The 16904-nt window shown below is 38.9% G+C and carries 20 protein-coding genes; 8 read left to right on the top strand and 12 right to left on the bottom strand.

From position 1 onward, the window contains the following. Nucleotides 1-70: 70 nt before the first annotated feature. Genes ACP8HG_RS01525 through ACP8HG_RS01510 form a run of 4 tightly spaced genes read right to left on the bottom strand, consistent with a single transcriptional unit; the run spans nucleotide 71 to nucleotide 3261 of the window. On the bottom strand, nucleotides 71-1204 hold the full coding sequence (locus tag ACP8HG_RS01525) for a bifunctional cystathionine gamma-lyase/homocysteine desulfhydrase (RefSeq protein ID WP_399631449.1): 1134 nt from the start codon (nucleotides 1202-1204) through the stop codon (nucleotides 71-73). Between the two features lie 3 nt (nucleotides 1205-1207). Then, the gene (locus ACP8HG_RS01520) at nucleotides 1208-2140 is read right to left on the bottom strand and encodes a PLP-dependent cysteine synthase family protein (protein ID WP_187047168.1); all 933 of its coding nucleotides are present in this window, start codon (nucleotides 2138-2140) and stop codon (nucleotides 1208-1210) included. Further along, complete coding sequence (locus tag ACP8HG_RS01515) at nucleotides 2140-2610, bottom strand: S-ribosylhomocysteine lyase (RefSeq protein ID WP_354313482.1); 471 nt, start codon at nucleotides 2608-2610, stop codon at nucleotides 2140-2142. The genes ACP8HG_RS01520 and ACP8HG_RS01515 overlap by 1 nt, the downstream gene beginning before the upstream one ends. Before the next feature lie 12 nt (nucleotides 2611-2622). Next, the gene (locus ACP8HG_RS01510) at nucleotides 2623-3261 is read right to left on the bottom strand and encodes a class I SAM-dependent methyltransferase (protein ID WP_340741730.1); all 639 of its coding nucleotides are present in this window, start codon (nucleotides 3259-3261) and stop codon (nucleotides 2623-2625) included. Between the two features lie 229 nt (nucleotides 3262-3490). On the opposite strand from ACP8HG_RS01510, the gene ACP8HG_RS01505 reads away from it, so the two are divergent. Beyond that, nucleotides 3491-4075: a manganese efflux pump MntP gene (locus tag ACP8HG_RS01505; RefSeq protein WP_340741729.1), complete on the top strand. Its 585-nt coding sequence runs from the start codon at nucleotides 3491-3493 to the stop codon at nucleotides 4073-4075. A 229-nt stretch (nucleotides 4076-4304) separates the two neighbouring features. Next, nucleotides 4305-5609: an RNA polymerase factor sigma-54 gene (gene rpoN, locus ACP8HG_RS01500; RefSeq protein WP_354313485.1), complete on the top strand. Its 1305-nt coding sequence runs from the start codon at nucleotides 4305-4307 to the stop codon at nucleotides 5607-5609. A 60-nt stretch (nucleotides 5610-5669) separates the two neighbouring features. On the opposite strand, the gene ACP8HG_RS01495 is transcribed toward rpoN, so the two are convergent. After that, complete coding sequence (locus ACP8HG_RS01495; RefSeq protein WP_438298091.1) at nucleotides 5670-6422, bottom strand: FixH family protein; 753 nt, start codon at nucleotides 6420-6422, stop codon at nucleotides 5670-5672. 165 nt (nucleotides 6423-6587) lie between these two features. Between ACP8HG_RS01495 and ACP8HG_RS01490 the strand changes: the two genes are divergently transcribed. From ACP8HG_RS01490 to ACP8HG_RS01480, 3 genes are read left to right on the top strand one after another with little or no spacing between them, the layout of a single operon-like run. Continuing rightward, entirely contained in the window at nucleotides 6588-7262 is a 675-nt protein-coding gene (locus ACP8HG_RS01490) for a response regulator transcription factor (RefSeq protein ID WP_231885784.1), read from the top strand. Nucleotides 7263-7265: 3 nt separating this feature from the next. Beyond that, on the top strand, nucleotides 7266-8681 hold the full coding sequence (locus ACP8HG_RS01485) for a sensor histidine kinase (RefSeq protein WP_187047162.1): 1416 nt from the start codon (nucleotides 7266-7268) through the stop codon (nucleotides 8679-8681). Nucleotide 8682: 1 nt separating this feature from the next. Beyond that, on the top strand, nucleotides 8683-9252 hold the full coding sequence (locus ACP8HG_RS01480) for an SCO family protein (protein WP_255428619.1): 570 nt from the start codon (nucleotides 8683-8685) through the stop codon (nucleotides 9250-9252). A 401-nt stretch (nucleotides 9253-9653) separates the two neighbouring features. Here ACP8HG_RS01480 and ACP8HG_RS01475 read toward each other — a convergent pair whose 3' ends face one another. From ACP8HG_RS01475 to ACP8HG_RS01450, 6 genes are all read right to left on the bottom strand, one after another. Next, nucleotides 9654-10295 (bottom strand): VTT domain-containing protein, encoded by a 642-nt coding sequence (locus tag ACP8HG_RS01475; RefSeq protein ID WP_187047160.1) that lies wholly within the window; start codon nucleotides 10293-10295, stop codon nucleotides 9654-9656. A 381-nt stretch (nucleotides 10296-10676) separates the two neighbouring features. After that, a complete protein-coding gene (locus ACP8HG_RS01470) occupies nucleotides 10677-11081 on the bottom strand; it encodes a disulfide oxidoreductase (protein WP_338653087.1) in 405 nt (134 codons plus the stop codon). Then, nucleotides 11071-11730: a DsbA family protein gene (locus ACP8HG_RS01465; protein ID WP_231885782.1), complete on the bottom strand. Its 660-nt coding sequence runs from the start codon at nucleotides 11728-11730 to the stop codon at nucleotides 11071-11073. The genes ACP8HG_RS01470 and ACP8HG_RS01465 overlap by 11 nt, the downstream gene beginning before the upstream one ends. Before the next feature lie 42 nt (nucleotides 11731-11772). Beyond that, nucleotides 11773-12621, bottom strand: coding sequence for a M56 family metallopeptidase (locus ACP8HG_RS01460; RefSeq protein ID WP_354313488.1), 849 nt, complete (start codon nucleotides 12619-12621; stop codon nucleotides 11773-11775). A 3-nt stretch (nucleotides 12622-12624) separates the two neighbouring features. Beyond that, nucleotides 12625-13038 carry a BlaI/MecI/CopY family transcriptional regulator gene (locus ACP8HG_RS01455; protein ID WP_067207119.1) on the bottom strand — a complete coding sequence of 138 codons (414 nt, stop codon included), beginning with the start codon at nucleotides 13036-13038 and terminating at the stop codon, nucleotides 12625-12627. Nucleotides 13039-13250: 212 nt separating this feature from the next. Then, nucleotides 13251-13796, bottom strand: a complete 546-nt coding sequence (locus tag ACP8HG_RS01450; RefSeq protein WP_438298090.1) for a YusW family protein — start codon at nucleotides 13794-13796, stop codon at nucleotides 13251-13253. Between the two features lie 138 nt (nucleotides 13797-13934). Here ACP8HG_RS01450 and ACP8HG_RS01445 point away from each other — a divergent pair, with 138 nt between their 5' ends. The 3 genes from ACP8HG_RS01445 (at nucleotide 13935) to ACP8HG_RS01435 (ending at nucleotide 15747) form a co-directional block, all read left to right on the top strand. Further along, nucleotides 13935-14231 (top strand): hypothetical protein, encoded by a 297-nt coding sequence (locus ACP8HG_RS01445; protein ID WP_156475981.1) that lies wholly within the window; start codon nucleotides 13935-13937, stop codon nucleotides 14229-14231. Nucleotides 14232-14311: 80 nt separating this feature from the next. Next, on the top strand, nucleotides 14312-14632 hold the full coding sequence (locus tag ACP8HG_RS01440) for a general stress protein (RefSeq protein ID WP_067207109.1): 321 nt from the start codon (nucleotides 14312-14314) through the stop codon (nucleotides 14630-14632). 746 nt (nucleotides 14633-15378) lie between these two features. Beyond that, the gene (locus ACP8HG_RS01435) at nucleotides 15379-15747 is read left to right on the top strand and encodes a hypothetical protein (RefSeq protein WP_438298089.1); all 369 of its coding nucleotides are present in this window, start codon (nucleotides 15379-15381) and stop codon (nucleotides 15745-15747) included. Between the two features lie 83 nt (nucleotides 15748-15830). Here the strand turns inward: ACP8HG_RS01435 and rlmN are convergent, their stop codons facing one another. After that, nucleotides 15831-16895, bottom strand: coding sequence for a 23S rRNA (adenine(2503)-C(2))-methyltransferase RlmN (gene rlmN / locus ACP8HG_RS01430; RefSeq protein WP_067207103.1), 1065 nt, complete (start codon nucleotides 16893-16895; stop codon nucleotides 15831-15833). Between the last annotated feature and the right edge of the window lie 9 nt (nucleotides 16896-16904).

Genomic DNA, 16904 nt, shown 5'->3' with positions numbered 1-16904 from the left:
ATTTTGAATGTCTTTTTTATATGAACGAAAAAAAGCTATTCACGATGAATGTGAATAGCTTTTCGTACTGTTATGCTAACGCTTTTGCCAAGTCTTCAAGTAAATCTTCCACATCTTCAATTCCTACCGAAATGCGTACAAGACCATCTGTAATCCCCAGTTGCAATCTGCGTTCACGCGGAATTGACGCATGTGTCATGCGTGCAGGTATAGAAATCAAGCTTTCAACTGCTCCTAAACTTTCCGCAAGCGTAAAGTAGCGCAATTTTGCAAGCAACTCATCAGCTTTCTTTTCGCTTCCAACATCGAACGAAATCATACCACCGAAGCCGGTCGCTTGCCTTGTCATCAATTCTCGGCCCGGATGTGTTTTAAGTCCCGGATAATACACTTTCCCCACTGCCGCGTGTCCATCTAAAAACTCCGCGATTTTCTGCGCATTCACATTATGCTCTTCCATACGAAGTCCGAGCGTTTTTATACCGCGAATCAATAACCATGAATCTTGTGGCCCAAGAATAGCGCCCACCGAGTTTTGAATGAAATGTAAATCCTCTGCAAGTTTCTCTGTTGCTACCACGACAAGCCCTGCTACGACGTCACTATGACCTCCGATATATTTCGTCGCACTATGCAATACAATATCTGCGCCTTGAGCGATTGGTTGTTGAAAATATGGGGTCATAAACGTATTGTCGACAATTGTGAGCAATCCCTTTTCTTTTGCAAGCTTAGTAACAGCTTCAATATCCGTTATTTTTAACAGTGGATTCGTTGGGGATTCCAAGAAAATCGCCTTTGTATTTTCTTTAATTGCTTCATCCACTTTCGTGATATCACTAGAATCAACGAATGTTGCCGAGATGCCAAAGCGATTTAATACTTTCGTAATGACACGGTATGTTCCACCATATACATCGTCTGTTAGAACAATATGGTCACCTTTACTAAATAACATCATAACCGAACTAATCGCTGCCATTCCGGAGCCAAAAGCAAAGCCCGCTTTTCCGCCTTCTAAATCGCTAATTAATACTTCTAGCGCATGACGAGTTGGGTTACCTGTACGTGAATATTCATACCCGTTAAATTGACCGACTGTCTGTTGCTTGTACGTACTTACTTGATATATGGGTGTGGAAACTGCACCTGTCGTTGCATCTCCAACAATACCGCCGTGGATTAATTTCGTTTTTGCACGCATGAATTATTCTCTCCCTTTAAATAGATCATAGATGTTCTGACTTAAATAACGCTCACTTGAATCAGGAAAAATGGTAACAATATGGCTTCCCGCTTTCGCAATTTCAGCTTCACGTAAAGAACCATAGAATGCAGCGCCAGAAGAACTTCCAACGAGCAACCCCTCATTTTTCGCCAATGAACGCAATTGCATGAACGCGTCCTCGTCACTAACTGTATGAATGGCATCAAAATACGTTGGGTCCATGTAGTCTGGTAAAAACTCCATTCCAATTCCTTCTGTTACATGAGATCCTGCTGCTCCACCGTTGAGTATAGAGCCTTCAGGTTCCACGACAACTGTTTTCACACCCGGGTTGCGTTCTTTCAAAAACTGCGAGGTCCCCATAAATGTACCACCAGACCCCGCTCCCGCAACAAAAACGTCGATTTCCCCATCTAAATCACGCCATAATTCGGGTCCAAGTGTTTTCATATATGTCGCCGGATTTGCGGGATTTGAAAACTGTGATGGTGTAAAAGCACCGGGTGTTTGTAAAACAAGCTCTCTCGCTTTCTCAATCGCACCTCTCATGCCTAGTTCGGTTGGTGTATTGATGATTCCAGCACCAAGTGCACGCATAAGTGTTTGTTTTTCTAAACTAAACTTTTCTGGAACGACAAATATCACATGATAGCCTTTCCCAATCGCTGCAAGAGCCAAGCCGATACCCGTATTTCCCGCCGTCGCTTCAATAATTGTTCCACCTGGCAACAAGCTTCCCGATTGCTCTGCATCCTCAATGAGTGTTAATCCGAGTCGATCCTTTACGCTTCCTCCTGGATTTAGATACTCTAGCTTCGCGAATATCCGACAATTATTTGGAATATGAATACGACTAATCTCAACAACCGGCGTGTTTCCAACTAATTCTTGTACACTACCGTAAACTTTCATTACACTTCCTCTTTGTACACATGGCGCCATTCATCTTTTTTCGCAAGCATATTTCCCGCTAACTCTTTGGCACCTTCCAAACTATGGTTTGCGGCCCACCCACATTGCACTTCGTTACACGCTGGCACTTCCGTCGCTACGAGTACATCTCGCAAAGTGTTTTCTAAAATGACTAGAATTTCTTCGTAATCATCATGATTGATAACAGATAGATAAAAGCCGGTTTGGCAACCCATCGGACTAAGATCAACAACTTTATCAGAATGATTTCGAATGTTCTCCGCCATTAAATGCTCGATGGAATGTAGTGCATCCATTTTCATAAACTGTTTGTTAGGTTGTGTGAAACGTAAATCGTACTTATACACTTCATCACCATGACTTCCCTGTTTCGTCCCTGCTAAACGCACGTACGGTGCCGCAACTTTCGTATGATCTAAGTTAAAACTTTCAACATTCAACTTTTTCATCGTAGTCTCCCCTTATTTTTTAGTCGCGTCCATTAGCCAGACAAAATCGTTCAATTGTTTAAACGTCACTTCGAATCCGGCTTCTAGAAATAGTTTCAACAATACGGGCAGTACTGTGTAATATTCACGTTCTAAATCGTCTGCAACATTATGAAAATTCCTTGCCCGCTCCTTATCTATCTGAGCCTGCTTTGCATCTTCCGTTATAAAAATGGTATCGGCAAAGACGACTTTTCCATTTATCGGTAACAACTGTGCATACTTCTTCAGTGCAATTCCTTTTTCTTCATCTGTTAAATGATGAAATACATATGAACTTGCGATTGAATCAATTGTTATACCATCAGTTTCAAAATCAATTAAATCCCCGTCTTTGACCTCAATTGAAGGAAATCGCTCTGCCGTTAATCGCCGCATCGCAGTGTTCGGTTCAATGCCAATTACTTGATGGCCGGCATCTATTAATTTTGCTGTCAGATTTCCCGTCCCTGTACCGAATTCAAGAATAGTTCCAATAACTTTGCTTGTGACAGCATTTAGAATCTCGTCATAGCCTTCAAATACATCACGGTATTCAGGATCCTCCCCAGCAACTGATGCGTCATACAAGTGAATCCACTCATCAAAAATATCGATGAATTCGCGTCCCATAACAAAACTCCTTTTTTCAAGTATATTATTCCAAGTTGTTTACTATGGTATAGGCGTAATATCAATATTTATACCACACCCCATATAGAAATGCCAATAAAAAAACAAAACGGAGTCTTATTCGCCTGTATCAATCGCTCCCCCATCATTTCGTAAACCGTGCCCGCACGCTATTTCCCATTTGCTCATATAGATAGATGATAACAAACAGTTGCAGGGGGAAATAAGTATGCAATGGATATCTATATTATTAATCGGTATTGCTGCAAACATTGATAATTTAGCAATAAGTGTTTCATACGGCTTAAAATTAAAAAGAATTCCTTTCCTATACAATTTCATTATTTCTCTTATTTCTATTGCATTTGCATTCTTCTCCATATCAGCGGGGAGTTTTTTATCCAATTACTTTTCACAATCAATGGCTAACTTCACTGGTGGCTTCTTAATTACCATCCTTGGTATATGGTTTATAGCGCCATTGCCATTTTTCATTAAAAATAAATCCATTCAAACAGAAGACAATAGCCCCGTATTTCTAGGTTTAGAACAACCAATGAAAATCACTTTAAAAGAATCAACTTTTTTGGGATTTCTACTTTCCTTAAACTGCTTAACAATTGGTTTTGGGGCAGGTATTACAGGCTTCTCTCCGCTTTTCACTTCAATCTCAATTGGACTATTTTCACTGATTTCAATTTCTCTAGGTATTAAAATTGGTAATACAATTGGCAATACACTATTCGGCAAGTACTCATCTAAAATCGCCGGACTTTTGCTCATCATAATCGGCATTTATGAAATGTTTTTCTAATAGTACTTACTCAATTTCGCATAAATAAATGTAAAAATCATAACGACATCCCTATTCGCAAATGAGATAGTCAAATCAGTATCCATCACTATAATGGCACCAGTTTTACCTACCTTCTCATTCAACATTACCTTCTTTTCTTATCGAAGTTTTCAGAAACATATGGTACACTTAAGACCACTACTTGAAAACGCTTACATTACTTATCAGCTTCAAAAGGAGGGGTTTTATGGTGCTCGTACTCCAACAACGACAGGAACAGAATCTGTTAATGACATTCGAGTTAAGACAAGCAATTGAAATACTTCAATACTCGACGTATGAACTTGAACAATTTATAAGGCAACAAGAGCTTGAAAATCCGATTATCGAACTGAAAGAAAAAAATACATATGAAGAGAGAGTGAATCAGCGGACATCTACTTTTGGTTCTTCCGAGATGCCGGAGGATCTATTCCAGTGTACTGAAAGAAACATGCGGGACACACTATTCGATGACGCAAAATTCATTTATCCAGACGAACACATCCAAAATTTGTTAAAGTATCTCATTTATAATCTGGATGACAATGGCTATTTACGTGTTCTTGGTAAGGATCCAGATTTCTATCTAGAATTTGATGAATTTGATATTGATAAAGGAATTCTTTTACTTCAAGAAGTGGGTCCAGTAGGAATTGGGGCTAGAGACTTAAAGGAATGCCTGCTCTTGCAAATTACATACACCTATCCTGAACAAAAGTCAGCTGCCTTTTTAGTAAAACATCATTTAAACTTGCTTGCTGACCATAAATGGAATGAAATCGCCTTACAAATGAACATCGAAATGAGGGAAGTAAAAGAGCTTTACGATTTCATACAAACGCTTAACCCGAGGCCAGGCACATTTATTTCCAATTTTCCAACTGAGTATTTAACTCCTGACATTATTGTCGAATCAAAAGATGATAAATTAGTTTTCCATCTGAATGACGGCTATTTACCAGCTATTCATGTCAATAAAGAGTACACGCAACATCTTCAAACGAAAAATGATGTATCAAAATATATCCATACTCAATATAAAAATGTAGAATGGCTTCTTAGCAGTATTGAACAGCGCCGAAATACGATTATTAAAATTGTGCAAGTCCTGTTAGATAGACAGGAAAGTTTTTTTATAAATGGACTCTCTTCATTGAGACCATTAACGCTAAAAGAAGTAGCTGATGAAATTGAAATGCACGAATCAACTGTCAGCAGAGCGACTACCAACAAAGTCATTCAGACCGCGTTCGGTTCTTTCGACCTTCGAATTCTGTTCACTTCGAAGTTAGAAACTGCGGACGGCACTAGCATTTCTCAAACGAAAGTGAAAACACTTTTGGAGAATTTTATAGCTCAGGAAAATAAATTCAAACCCTATTCTGACCAAAAAATAGCAGAATACTTTAATCGCGAAAAGGGCATCACAATCTCTAGGCGAACAATTAGTAAGTATAGAGAGGAGTTAAATATACCTTCCTCCAGCAAACGTAAAGATATTCAAGTATAATTCACAAAAAAAAGCACGGAGAGTACTTGACTTATTTGTCAGGTACTCTCCGTGCTCATTTTAGTTAACTTCTATCGCATGTTCTTCATGTTCATGTAATTCTTTATCGTCTTTTACGTGGATTTGAATTTTGTGCGGACCTACTTGTGCAAATGTGTATGAAGCTGTATATTCACCGGCAACTAATTCTTCAACGTCGACCCAGTCGTGTTTGTCCGGATTTTCTTCATTCCAGATTTCGTAGCGTACTTGTGCTTTTTCAAATGGTTTTCCATCAAATTGCAGGTGAACGACAAATTCAGTAGATTCGCCGGACTTCATATTTTCAGGTTTCATGAAGTGCATCGAAAATCCTTCTGCATGCCCATGTTCGTGTTCAGCTTCGCCTTCAATGGCTTCTTCATAATTCCCGCCATTACCTACTGTCACTTCTTTTTTCGGCATTGTGTGCAAACCTCTTGCTGTTACATGCACTTGAACGTGGAAAAGACCGTCATACTCAAAAGAAGTTTCTGCTGTGTACAAACCGTCTTTGTCATTCGTCGATTCAACCTTGAAACTTTCGTCTTTTTTTCCTTCTTCCCATACTTCAAATTCAACTTCATCAGCGTCATCTACTTTTTCATCGCCCTGTGTAACAACTGCTTCCATTTTTATAATACCATTCACATCAACTTGTTCTGTAACTGTTAGCTTCACATCCAGCGGTAGAGGTACTCCTGTTTCGTCCACTTTTACCGCTTCTTCTTTACCGCATGCTGCCATAGCGGCCAGCATGAATAGCCCCACTAACAAACCAAATTTCCTTTTCATCAAGATTCCCCCATAGTCGTTTTACTTAACGTAGTTCCTTATGTTCGTTATGATTATAATAGATAAGTTAGAACTAAGTGTGAACTACCGCGCTTCACATGATTTTCACATTTATTAGAGAAAATGAGTACAATGAGCAACCTATAATTGAAATGAGGTTTTATCTTGAATTCATCCACCATTATGATTATAGACGATGAACCACAAATGAGGAAACTGATTCGAATGTTCCTCGAAAAAGAAGGTTACACTGTCGTCGAGGCTACAGATGGGATCCATGCACTGTCTTTGATAGACCAAACAAATCCACAGTTGCTACTAGTAGATGTAATGATGCCCTTCATGGATGGCTTTACATTCGCCAAAGAAATAAAGCGGACATCGACAATCCCACTCATCTTTCTATCAGCAAAAGGAGATGAATGGGATAAAATACAAGGTTTAAAGCTTGGCGGCGACGATTATATTGTCAAACCATTTTTACCGGGAGAGCTTCTTGCAAGGATTGAATCCGTTCTGAGACGATCTTATCAAAATATACCAGTTGCCGATACATTAACTGTCGGGCCACTCGTAATCGATAATGGAGCACATACTGTGTCATTGAATGGAAAACCCTTATTATTAACATTAAAGGAGTTTGGTATGCTTCATGTGCTTGCTAAAAATAAAGGTCGCGTCTATTCAAGGGAACAACTGCTGCACATCGTCTGGGGTGAAGAACATCAAAGTAGCGAGCGTACAGTCGATACACATATCAAAACGTTAAGACTTAAAATGGGTAATAACGGTGATCTAATTGAAACAGTTTGGGGTATCGGCTACAAATTCGAGGTGTGAAGATTGAAGACACTTACATTAAGCAAAAAAATAGGTATAGTCCTGATTTCCAGTATCGGGTTTACAATTCTTTTTTCCTTTTTCTTCATCCATTATCTCTATTCTGAATTGTATTTGACAAGTATTGAAGAATCCATTGTCTATCAAGGGAAAAGGACGGCTTCTCATTACCATTACGGGGAATTAAGTGATGAAATCATCGATAAAATCCAATGGTATAACATCGTGTCAGAATATGAAATTATCGTAGTTGATAACTTAAAGGATCTCACTTCCTATTTCCCTTACGAGGTCAATTATGAAACACTTGTCGATGCAAATGACATGGCTGAGTTGGAAAAAGGAGCCTATGTATTAAAAGAGGGATTCGTAAAAGAACTTAACCATGAAATTCTAGGCGCCATTTTTCCAATCAAAGGTGAGAACGGACTTATCGGTTTCATCTATATTTATGTTCCACTTGCGGCAGTTCAAGATGTATTCCGGGGAAGCATTCCAATACTTTTGATCGTTGGCTGCTTATTTTTCTTCATACTCTTCTTAGTTGTCAATCGCACTTGGCATTCTTTATTCAAACCGTTGCAAGATCTTCAGCGACTTTCTTTTGAAGTATCTAAAGGGAACTATTCAAACCGGATTCAAAGCGAAAGGAACGATGAGGTCGGCCAATTGACGAAGGCGTTCAATTTGATGAGCCTTTCACTTGAACAACAGGAAGAACGAAAAAAGGAATTCACGTCAAACATCGTGCATGAACTCCGTACACCGCTCACCTATATTAGCGGTTACACGCATGTTCTTAAAGACAAAATATATTCATCGCCCGAAGAAGCACAAAGCTATTTGACAACGATTGAAAAAGAAACAGATCGACTGACCAAATTGATCACTGATCTTGTGGAATTAAATCATCTTCAAGAAGATTTGTATACAATTGACATTCAGCCTATTGCCATCGCGCAATTATTAGTAGATACAGTTGGTTTGTTCACGATTCATATTGCAGAAAAAGAATTATCTCTCGAATTGACTATAGAAGAAGAACTTATTCTAACAGCTGATCCAAAAAGAATTCAACAAATTTTTTACAATACCATAGACAATGCCGTGAAGTATTCCGCCACAAACGGAACCTTGGCAATTGAATTAACGAAAAAAGATGCTTTCCTTCAATTCCGAGTGACAAATGATGGAATTCTTATTGACGATGAAGATCTAGAGCGAATTGGCGATCGTTTTTTCAGGACAGATAAAGCCCGGAATCGGACAACCGGTGGAACAGGCTTAGGGCTCCCTATTGTCAAAGAAATCATCCGACTGCACAACGGAACTTTCGAGATGACTAGCGACACCATGACAGGAACAACCGTAACGATTCGATTGCCCGGCTTATCTATTGATGAACAAGAAGAGGTGTAATTTGAAAAACATATGCTATCTGTTTATTCCCCTTGTCATTGCAGTCTTGCTTTCCGCTTGCAGTTCTGTACCTCATAGTGGAAAGGAAATAGTCCCATTTTCTTATACAGACCAAAATGGACAGCCTTTCGGTACAGATGAACTAACGGGGAAAGTCTGGATTGCTGATTTCGTCTTCACAAAATGTAAGACCGTCTGTCCCCCGATGACACTAGAGATGGCGGATTTGCAAAAAAAGTTCGAGGATGAAGGCGTTCAAGTCGAATTCGTATCATTCACTGTCGATCCAACAATTGATTCACCAGATGTGTTAAAAGAGTACATCCACCAATTTACGGACGATGAAAAGAATTGGCATATATTAACGGGATATACACAGGAAGAAATTGAAGCTTTCGCAAGGGATCAATTTCAAACAATTGTCCAAAAACCTTCCTCATCCAATCAAGTCATTCACGGAACTAACTTTTATTTGATTGATCAGCAAGGCAGTATTGTGAATGAATATAATTATGTAGATGCATCCTATGTCAAGGAAATGATGAAGGATATCAAAAAGATTCAAAGATAATCACATGTGTTGATTAACCAAAAACAACCCGTAAATAACTTAATTAAACAGCAGGAGCTTCGTGTACATTAAATTTGGATCGCTTTGGATTGAAAGACCTCTATACGATTATCGAGATTTCTTGATGTGTAGGGATGTGGCCTCGTCGCATCCCTACACATCGTTTTTCGATAATCGTATGGTGCTTATTCATCCGTCACACTTGCGCCTCGGTAAAGATGTCATGACTAGTTCGCCAAAAGCGGACCGAAAATGATTCAGTGAAAATGGGTTTTTTCAAGCCTTTCTTACCTGCTCTTTATGCAAGAAAATGGTTAATCAACAGACGTGAAAGATAATAGACAAAAACACCTCCTAGGCTTATCCGCTTTGGAGGTGTTTCCTTGTTAGCAATACATTCATTATTTCTTCAAACGACTCTTCATAAAACTGATAACAACTGGCAGAACAGACACAAAGATAATTAATAAAATAACAGTGGAAAAGTTATCTTTAATGATAGGAATATTCCCGAAGAAATAACCTGCAATCGTACAAATTCCTACCCATAGAATTGCGCCTACTACATTATAAATGAAAAAGTAGCGATAATTCATACGACTAGCCCCTGCAACAAAAGGTATAAATGTACGAATGAACGGCATAAAGCGGGCAATCACTATCGTTTTACCACCGTGTTTATTAAAGAATTTCTCTGCTTTATCCATTTTTTCTTGATCAATGACTCTACCAATTAAGCTATTAGGCTTGATCGCTGTCCCGACCTTTTTACCGATTTGATAATTTACAGTATCCCCAATGACAGCTGCAGTAAAGAACACAATAAGGAGAAGTACAATGTTAAATGCCCCCATTGCAGCAAGAGCCCCACTTGCAAATAACAAAGAATCACCTGGTAAGAATGGGAAAATAACTAATCCTGTTTCAACAAACACGATTAAGAATAATAGTACATATGACAGCGAGCCGAAATTTTGAATAATTTCAACCAAATGCTCATCAATATGTAATATGAAGCTGAATATGTTTTGAATAATAGTCATACATAGACTCACTTTCAATAGTATTTGTCAGATTCATTGACGGAAACAACCTTATTCATCATACTTGTTTCTTTGATCGTTGTCACGTAACAGAATAAAATAGCGATACACCTTATAAAAGCGCAAGGTGCCAAAAAGAATAGCAGACATAAGTCGATCAAGCGACGTGGCGCTCTTTGCCACATAGCCGGATTACTTTCAAGGAAACCTAGCCTAAGTACGCCGCGTCCTGCGGCAACAGCTAAAGGAGACCCAACATCCTGTGAGCCTCCGTGCGGCTGGTGCCTAGAGTCTAGACACCATTCTAAGTCAAACAAACTTGTACTTTCCTATATTTGAAGAATGCCCCCCAATGATTTCAGGGAGGCATTACTCATACTATTATTTACGTCTCCAAAGCATCAACATCATCGCCGTAATAAAAGTAAAAGCAATGAGTGCCAAAAAAGGAATCGTTACAAAACCAAACCAATTAATATATTGTCCCGAGCATGGAACCCCGCTCGTACACGTACTGAATTCTTGCAATGAAGGCAGTTTCTGCAACGCATAATGATAACCAGATAGAAGCATGCCTATGACTGACATCGGAAGTACGTACTTATATATATCGCGGTCATTTCGATAAAATGCCATGCCAAGGAACAGAACTAGTGGGTACATAACTATTCGCTGATACCAGCAGAAAGTGCATGGTACAAAGCCCATACGCTCGCTAAAAAACAAACTTCCTACCATCGCTGTAATCGATGCTAACCAGGCAAGGAGGAGCGGTTTACTTACCACTAGCAGCCGCCTCTTCCACCATTTTTGTGAAATCATCTAACGTACTACCCGTAAATTGTTTTCCACTTATAAAGATTGTTGGTGTGGAGGATACACCTAGGTTATTGGCCGTTTTCATATCTTTCTCCCAAGCTTCTTTCCCCTTGCTTTCACCAAATGACTGCATTACTTTATTCGTTTCTTCTTCAGTTGCCACTTCCGCTAAAACCTCTTCCAAAAATGACTCCGTATATAAGTCCTTTTTTTCGTAGGTTAAATCTTCTGGTTGCTTACTAAATAATAATTCATGGAAAGTCCAAAACTTATCATTCCCTAATTCTTGATAAACCGTTTCTGCAAATTGAGCGGATCGATTTGAATCGATGTTTATAAAGGAATAATTCATAAAGTAAAACTTGGCTTTCCCAGTTTCAACTAACTCCTTATAAATAACCGGAAAAAGTCTATCATTGAAATCTTTACAACTTGGACATTTATAATCACCAAACTCAATAATGTCAACTGGTGCTGACTCTTCACCCAAGAACGGTTGCCCTTCTACATCTATAACGGTTGACTTTTGATTGGCATCCGTTAAAACAATAACTCCTACGATACAAATAACTACTAAACCAACAATCCAAAAAATCTTCTTAGACAAGGTAAACACTCCTAATTTGAACTACATGACGTAGTGTAATGAAATAAAAATTTACGCAAGAGCGTAAATAAATAGTGCACAAATGAAGCAAAAAATCGTTACTGACAGAAGCATAACCTTCACAGGTAGCTTTATTTGGATTCCTTTTAACGGATTCAAGATATAGTCAATCCGATAATTGACAGATGTATCAGCAAATGACGCATAGACAAAAGGCATTTTTTCATGTTTGCACACTTTAAGCATCTTTAAAAGCGCACTCCCTAAGTTAACAGACGTCTGTTGTTTTTCAATTGCATATTCATCCGCTGACAATTCCTTAATGATGCTATATTTCTGATTAAACCATTTTAGAATCGGAATATAGCCCATCGTGGACGAACAAAGTGACATCAAAAAGATGGTAAGGGGGTCACGATTTTTTTGATGATACATCTCATGAGAAATTACTGCATTTAATTCATCGTCATTTAATAGGCTTATCAATCCCGTCGATAATACGATTTTAGGACGAACAAATCCCATTGTGATTGCAATCGGTGAAGGATGCGAGATCACAATAAATCCATCTTTTCCATCGCTATAAGTTTGATTCATTTCGGTTGTGAGCGTATTTTCTTCATACTGCTTAAATCGTTTTTTCATTCGTGAAGCATGATAAAATTGTGATCCAATTTTCCATATCGAAAATAACAACGTATAAATAACAAATGCATCGAGGACATACTCAAGAGAAGACAAGCCAATATTTTTCATCCAACCGTGACAGACGACAACAAGGTTATGACCAATATCCCAGCCTGCTATGATCGACATCAGATACAAACCCATTTGAAGATAAATCGTCCCTGAAATTATGAGTGACACCATAAGCATACTTAATGATTGACGTTTGTACATACGTTACATGCCCTTTTTCAGTTCTTTGATTTTCTGTTCGAGCTTGGCCACGAGAGCATCATCTACATCTTCAAGTGCATCCAGCATGTGACTTACAACAACATTTCCAAATTCATCCATCAGCTCATTTGTCATTTCTTTCGACTGTGTAGTCAAAAATTCTTCCCTTGATAGAAGCGGTTTATACAAAAACGACCGTCCTTCCAGTCTCTTGCAAAGAATCTCCTTGTCTACTAATCGATTCATAACAGTCATTACTGTATTGAAATTCGTTGATTTTTCATGTTCAAGTACTTGCTGAACATCTTTAATAGTCATTTCGACATCATTCCATAAAACGTCCATAATCTTTGCCTCAAGAGGCCCAAAAAAGCGGTTTAGCCCACTTTCATTCAACTTGAATTCCCTAATTTTCATGACTACTCATCTCCACATTACTCATTGTAGTGCTAGTCTTTTATCCAGTCAAGAATTCTCTTTTGAAAAATAGACAATTAACAAATCTGTAACATTTATTGCCCTATATTCTCCTTATTTAGGTCAGGTTGTCTTTAACAATTCAGACAAAAATCTCCCCGGCATTTAAACCGAGGAGATTTTCACAACCTATTATTGAAGCTATTTATTGTTTATTTATCATCTTCAAATTCGATTTTTGTACCGTCTTTAAATCGAATTTCTAGCTCAAATTCCGTATAATCTGTCGGTAAATCGAATACCTTCATTACTTCTTGAATGGCAGCTTCCTTCCCTGTCTGTTGAGTAATTGTTAACTGTTTCACCAATGGATACAGTTCATTGAATGCCTCTGTCCCCTTTTTCTTGATATTATTAAGTGAATCCTCAATTTCTGCATCGATTGAATTGTCACTATTTTTTTCAAGCTCTGCCTCATATTCCTGATGATTCGCATAGTCAAGCTTTAGTTCGAAATCAGCATAGCCAAGTTCATCCATCTTTTTTTGCATATCATCTTGATTGACGGTATCTTTATTTTGTTCAGTTTCAGGGCTACTAGTTCCCTCCGTCGAAGTCGCACCATTTGTGTCCCCATTACTATTCTCTCCCGTAATAGGTTCGTCCACTACCTTATCATTATTTTTTTCAGCGTTCCCGCAAGCAACAAGCACAAAGGATAATGCCATGGTCAAGATGAAAATAGAAATTTTCTTCATCGTATCTACCTCCTTATACAGTCCATTCCCCATCGAGGGACTTTTACACATGAAAAAACTACCTATTTTGGATATCGATAAATACCTGTTAGGATGGGGATAATGATGAATATAAATTGTGATAACGGAGGAATTTCTATGAATGAATCGATCAAGCAAACTGTTGCTACACTTACGTATATTTCAGTCGAACGAGTTATGGGTTGGTATGACCAAAAAACAAAGCGTACCGTGCATAGTATCCATTTATATACTGACTCGATTTCAACTTCACGAAATACATTCAGATTAGAACACGTGCATGATATGTCCTATAAGCCGTTTTCCAGCGGAGCAGGATTTTTCTATTTACATACAACCCAAGGTGTCTTCACTTATGAAGTCGATACAGACCCAACTTATTTCATCCGGACCTATCAAAGTTTACCCAGATGATCCGCACTTTCATTTTTTTGTTTAGTCCTTACCTTTTTGGGGAATATAAAAAAGGAGAACAAAAAATGGAGGTAATTTAAATGACTATTAAAAAAACTGTTGAAAACGCCGTTCAGGCAAAGGAAGAAATCGAGAAATTGGTAACACAAGGATATACACATGATGAGATTTATATTTTTGCACATGACAAAAAGAGAGCCAGTCACATAACGGATGCGCTAGATACAGAAAGCGTAGGTATGAAAGAACAAGGTTTCTTGGATAGTATGAAAAACATGTTCTCTTCTCGCGGAGATGAACTCCGTAGCAAGATGGAAGCTGCAGGACTATCCACGGCAGAAGCTGCCGATGCAGAGGCAGAACTTGACCAAGGGAAACTTATCCTAATTGCGAAGAAATAACTTATAAGTTTATGAATCCCATTCCTCTGATATGAGGAATGGGATTTTTTTGATTGCTTGGGGGATTATTTAGTTCGTTGCATATATGGTCGGTTGAATGTCGGTTATGATCGGTTGGACGGAGATATGATTGCTTCCGCGTCGGTTATGATCGGTTAGACGGGGATATGATCGCTTCCACATCGATTATGATCGGTTGGACGGAGATACGATTGCTTCCGCATCGGTTATGATCGGTTAGACGGGGTTATGATTGCTTCCGCGTCCGTTATGATCGGTTGGACGGAGATATGATTGCTTCCGCGTCCGTTATGATCGGTTGGACGGAGATATGATCGCTTCCGCGGCGGTTATGATTGGTTGGCCGGGGATATGATTGCTTCCGCGTCGGTTATGATCGGTTCGTCGGGGTTATGATTGCTTCCAAGATGGTTATGATCGGTTAGACGGGGTTATGATTGCTTCCGCGTCAGTTATGATCGGTTAGACGGGGATATGATCGCTTCCGCGTCGGTTATGATCGGTTAGACGGGGATATGATCGCTTCCACGTCGGTTATGATTGGTTCGTCGGAGTTATGATTGCTTCCGCGTCAGTTATGATCGGTTAGACGGGGATATGATCGCTTCCGCGTCCGTTATGATCGGTTGGCAAGCAAACCGCTTACGTTTTCACTTTTTTAATGCTTTCATTGGCATAATCACACCATTATTCGATATGATGAACAATGGAAGTGGGTGCGTTTTATGATTAACAAGTTCTGGAAGATCGGTTTTTTCACTGGACTTACAAGTTTCGTTCTTCTCATAGTAGGTGTTCGAACTGTTTTGGGTCAAACGCTTGTCTTTACAAACTACTTAACATTTGGTCTTTTCGGGCTAATCATCGGTGTTTTTTCATTTTTACTGCTGTTTTACAATTTGAAAATTGCTTTCAGGATTTTCTTGATTGGTGTGGTTCTCGGTTTTGCAGAATTCTTCCGGAGCTTATTAATGAATCCGAATGGGATAGGTGATGTACTCGGAATCTTGTCCTTGTTCATCATTTCTTCCTTTGGATTGGGACTGGCATTTATTGTCCAGTTCATCGTGATTTTAATGAAGAAAAAGAGCTAAGAACAAGAGCACCGGAGTCTAGATGATAAAAAGAGTGTGCAACTCCTAGTTCCCCTAGGAATTGCACACTCTTTTTAAATGTATTAGACGGCTTTATCTTTCTTAATCTGCTTACTTCGTAACTGACCGCATGCTGCGTCGATGTCTGTACCATGTTCAAGACGGACTCCGCAATTGATGCCTTTTCTTTTGAGTGTTTCATAAAATGCTTTAATGTCTTCTGGTGTACTACGGCGATACTGGTCATGTTCGTCAACCGGATTGTAGGGAATCAAGTTAACATATGATAGGTGACGTTTGTTTTCAAGTAGTTTTGCAAGCTGCTGTGCTTCCAGAACATGATCATTTACATCATGCAACATAATATATTCAAACGTGATTCTGCGGTTTGTCGTTTCCAAATAATAATCGATTGAATCCATCAATTTCTCAAGCGGGAACGCTTTGTTAATTTTCATAACGCGTGTACGCAACTCATTATTAGGTGCATGCAGAGATACTGCTAGGTTAATTTGGATATTTTCTTCTGCAAAATCCTTAATTCGTTGCGGATTACCACTTGTTGAAACGGTAATGTGACGAGCACCGATGGAAAGTCCTTTTTGATCATTGACGACACGAAGGAAATTCATCAAATGCGAATAGTTGTCAAATGGTTCGCCAATTCCCATAACAACAATATGACTTACGCGCTCATCTTCAGCTTTCGCGTCAAGGTGATGCTGTACTTCCATGATTTGTTCCACAATTTCTCCTGCTGTTAAATCACGGCTTTTTTTCAATAATCCACTCGCACAAAAACTGCAACCGATATTACAGCCGACTTGTGTCGTTACACAAACCGATTGGCCGTAAGGAAATTTCATTAAAACAGTTTCAATCAAGTTACCATCTTGCATTTTAAATAGGAATTTGATTGTGCCATCTTCTGATTCCTGTTTCACAGTCTGTTCAAGCGTTCGCAGGACATAGTTCGCATCCAGCAAGTCGATACATTCTTGATTAATATTTTTCATGTCTGCAAAGTTTGTTACACGCTTTTTATATAACCAGTCCCAAATTTGTGCAGCACGGAATTTTTTCTGCCCTTGATCCACTAACCATTCTGTAAGTTGTTCAATTGTGAGTCCATATATCGAATTCTTCATTAGTTATCC

Source organism: Sporosarcina sp. FA15 (genome assembly GCF_051550195.1).
In the GTDB taxonomy this organism is placed as follows: Bacteria; Bacillota; Bacilli; order Bacillales_A; family Planococcaceae; genus Sporosarcina; species Sporosarcina psychrophila.
This window is presented reverse-complemented; position numbering and strand designations above follow the sequence as displayed.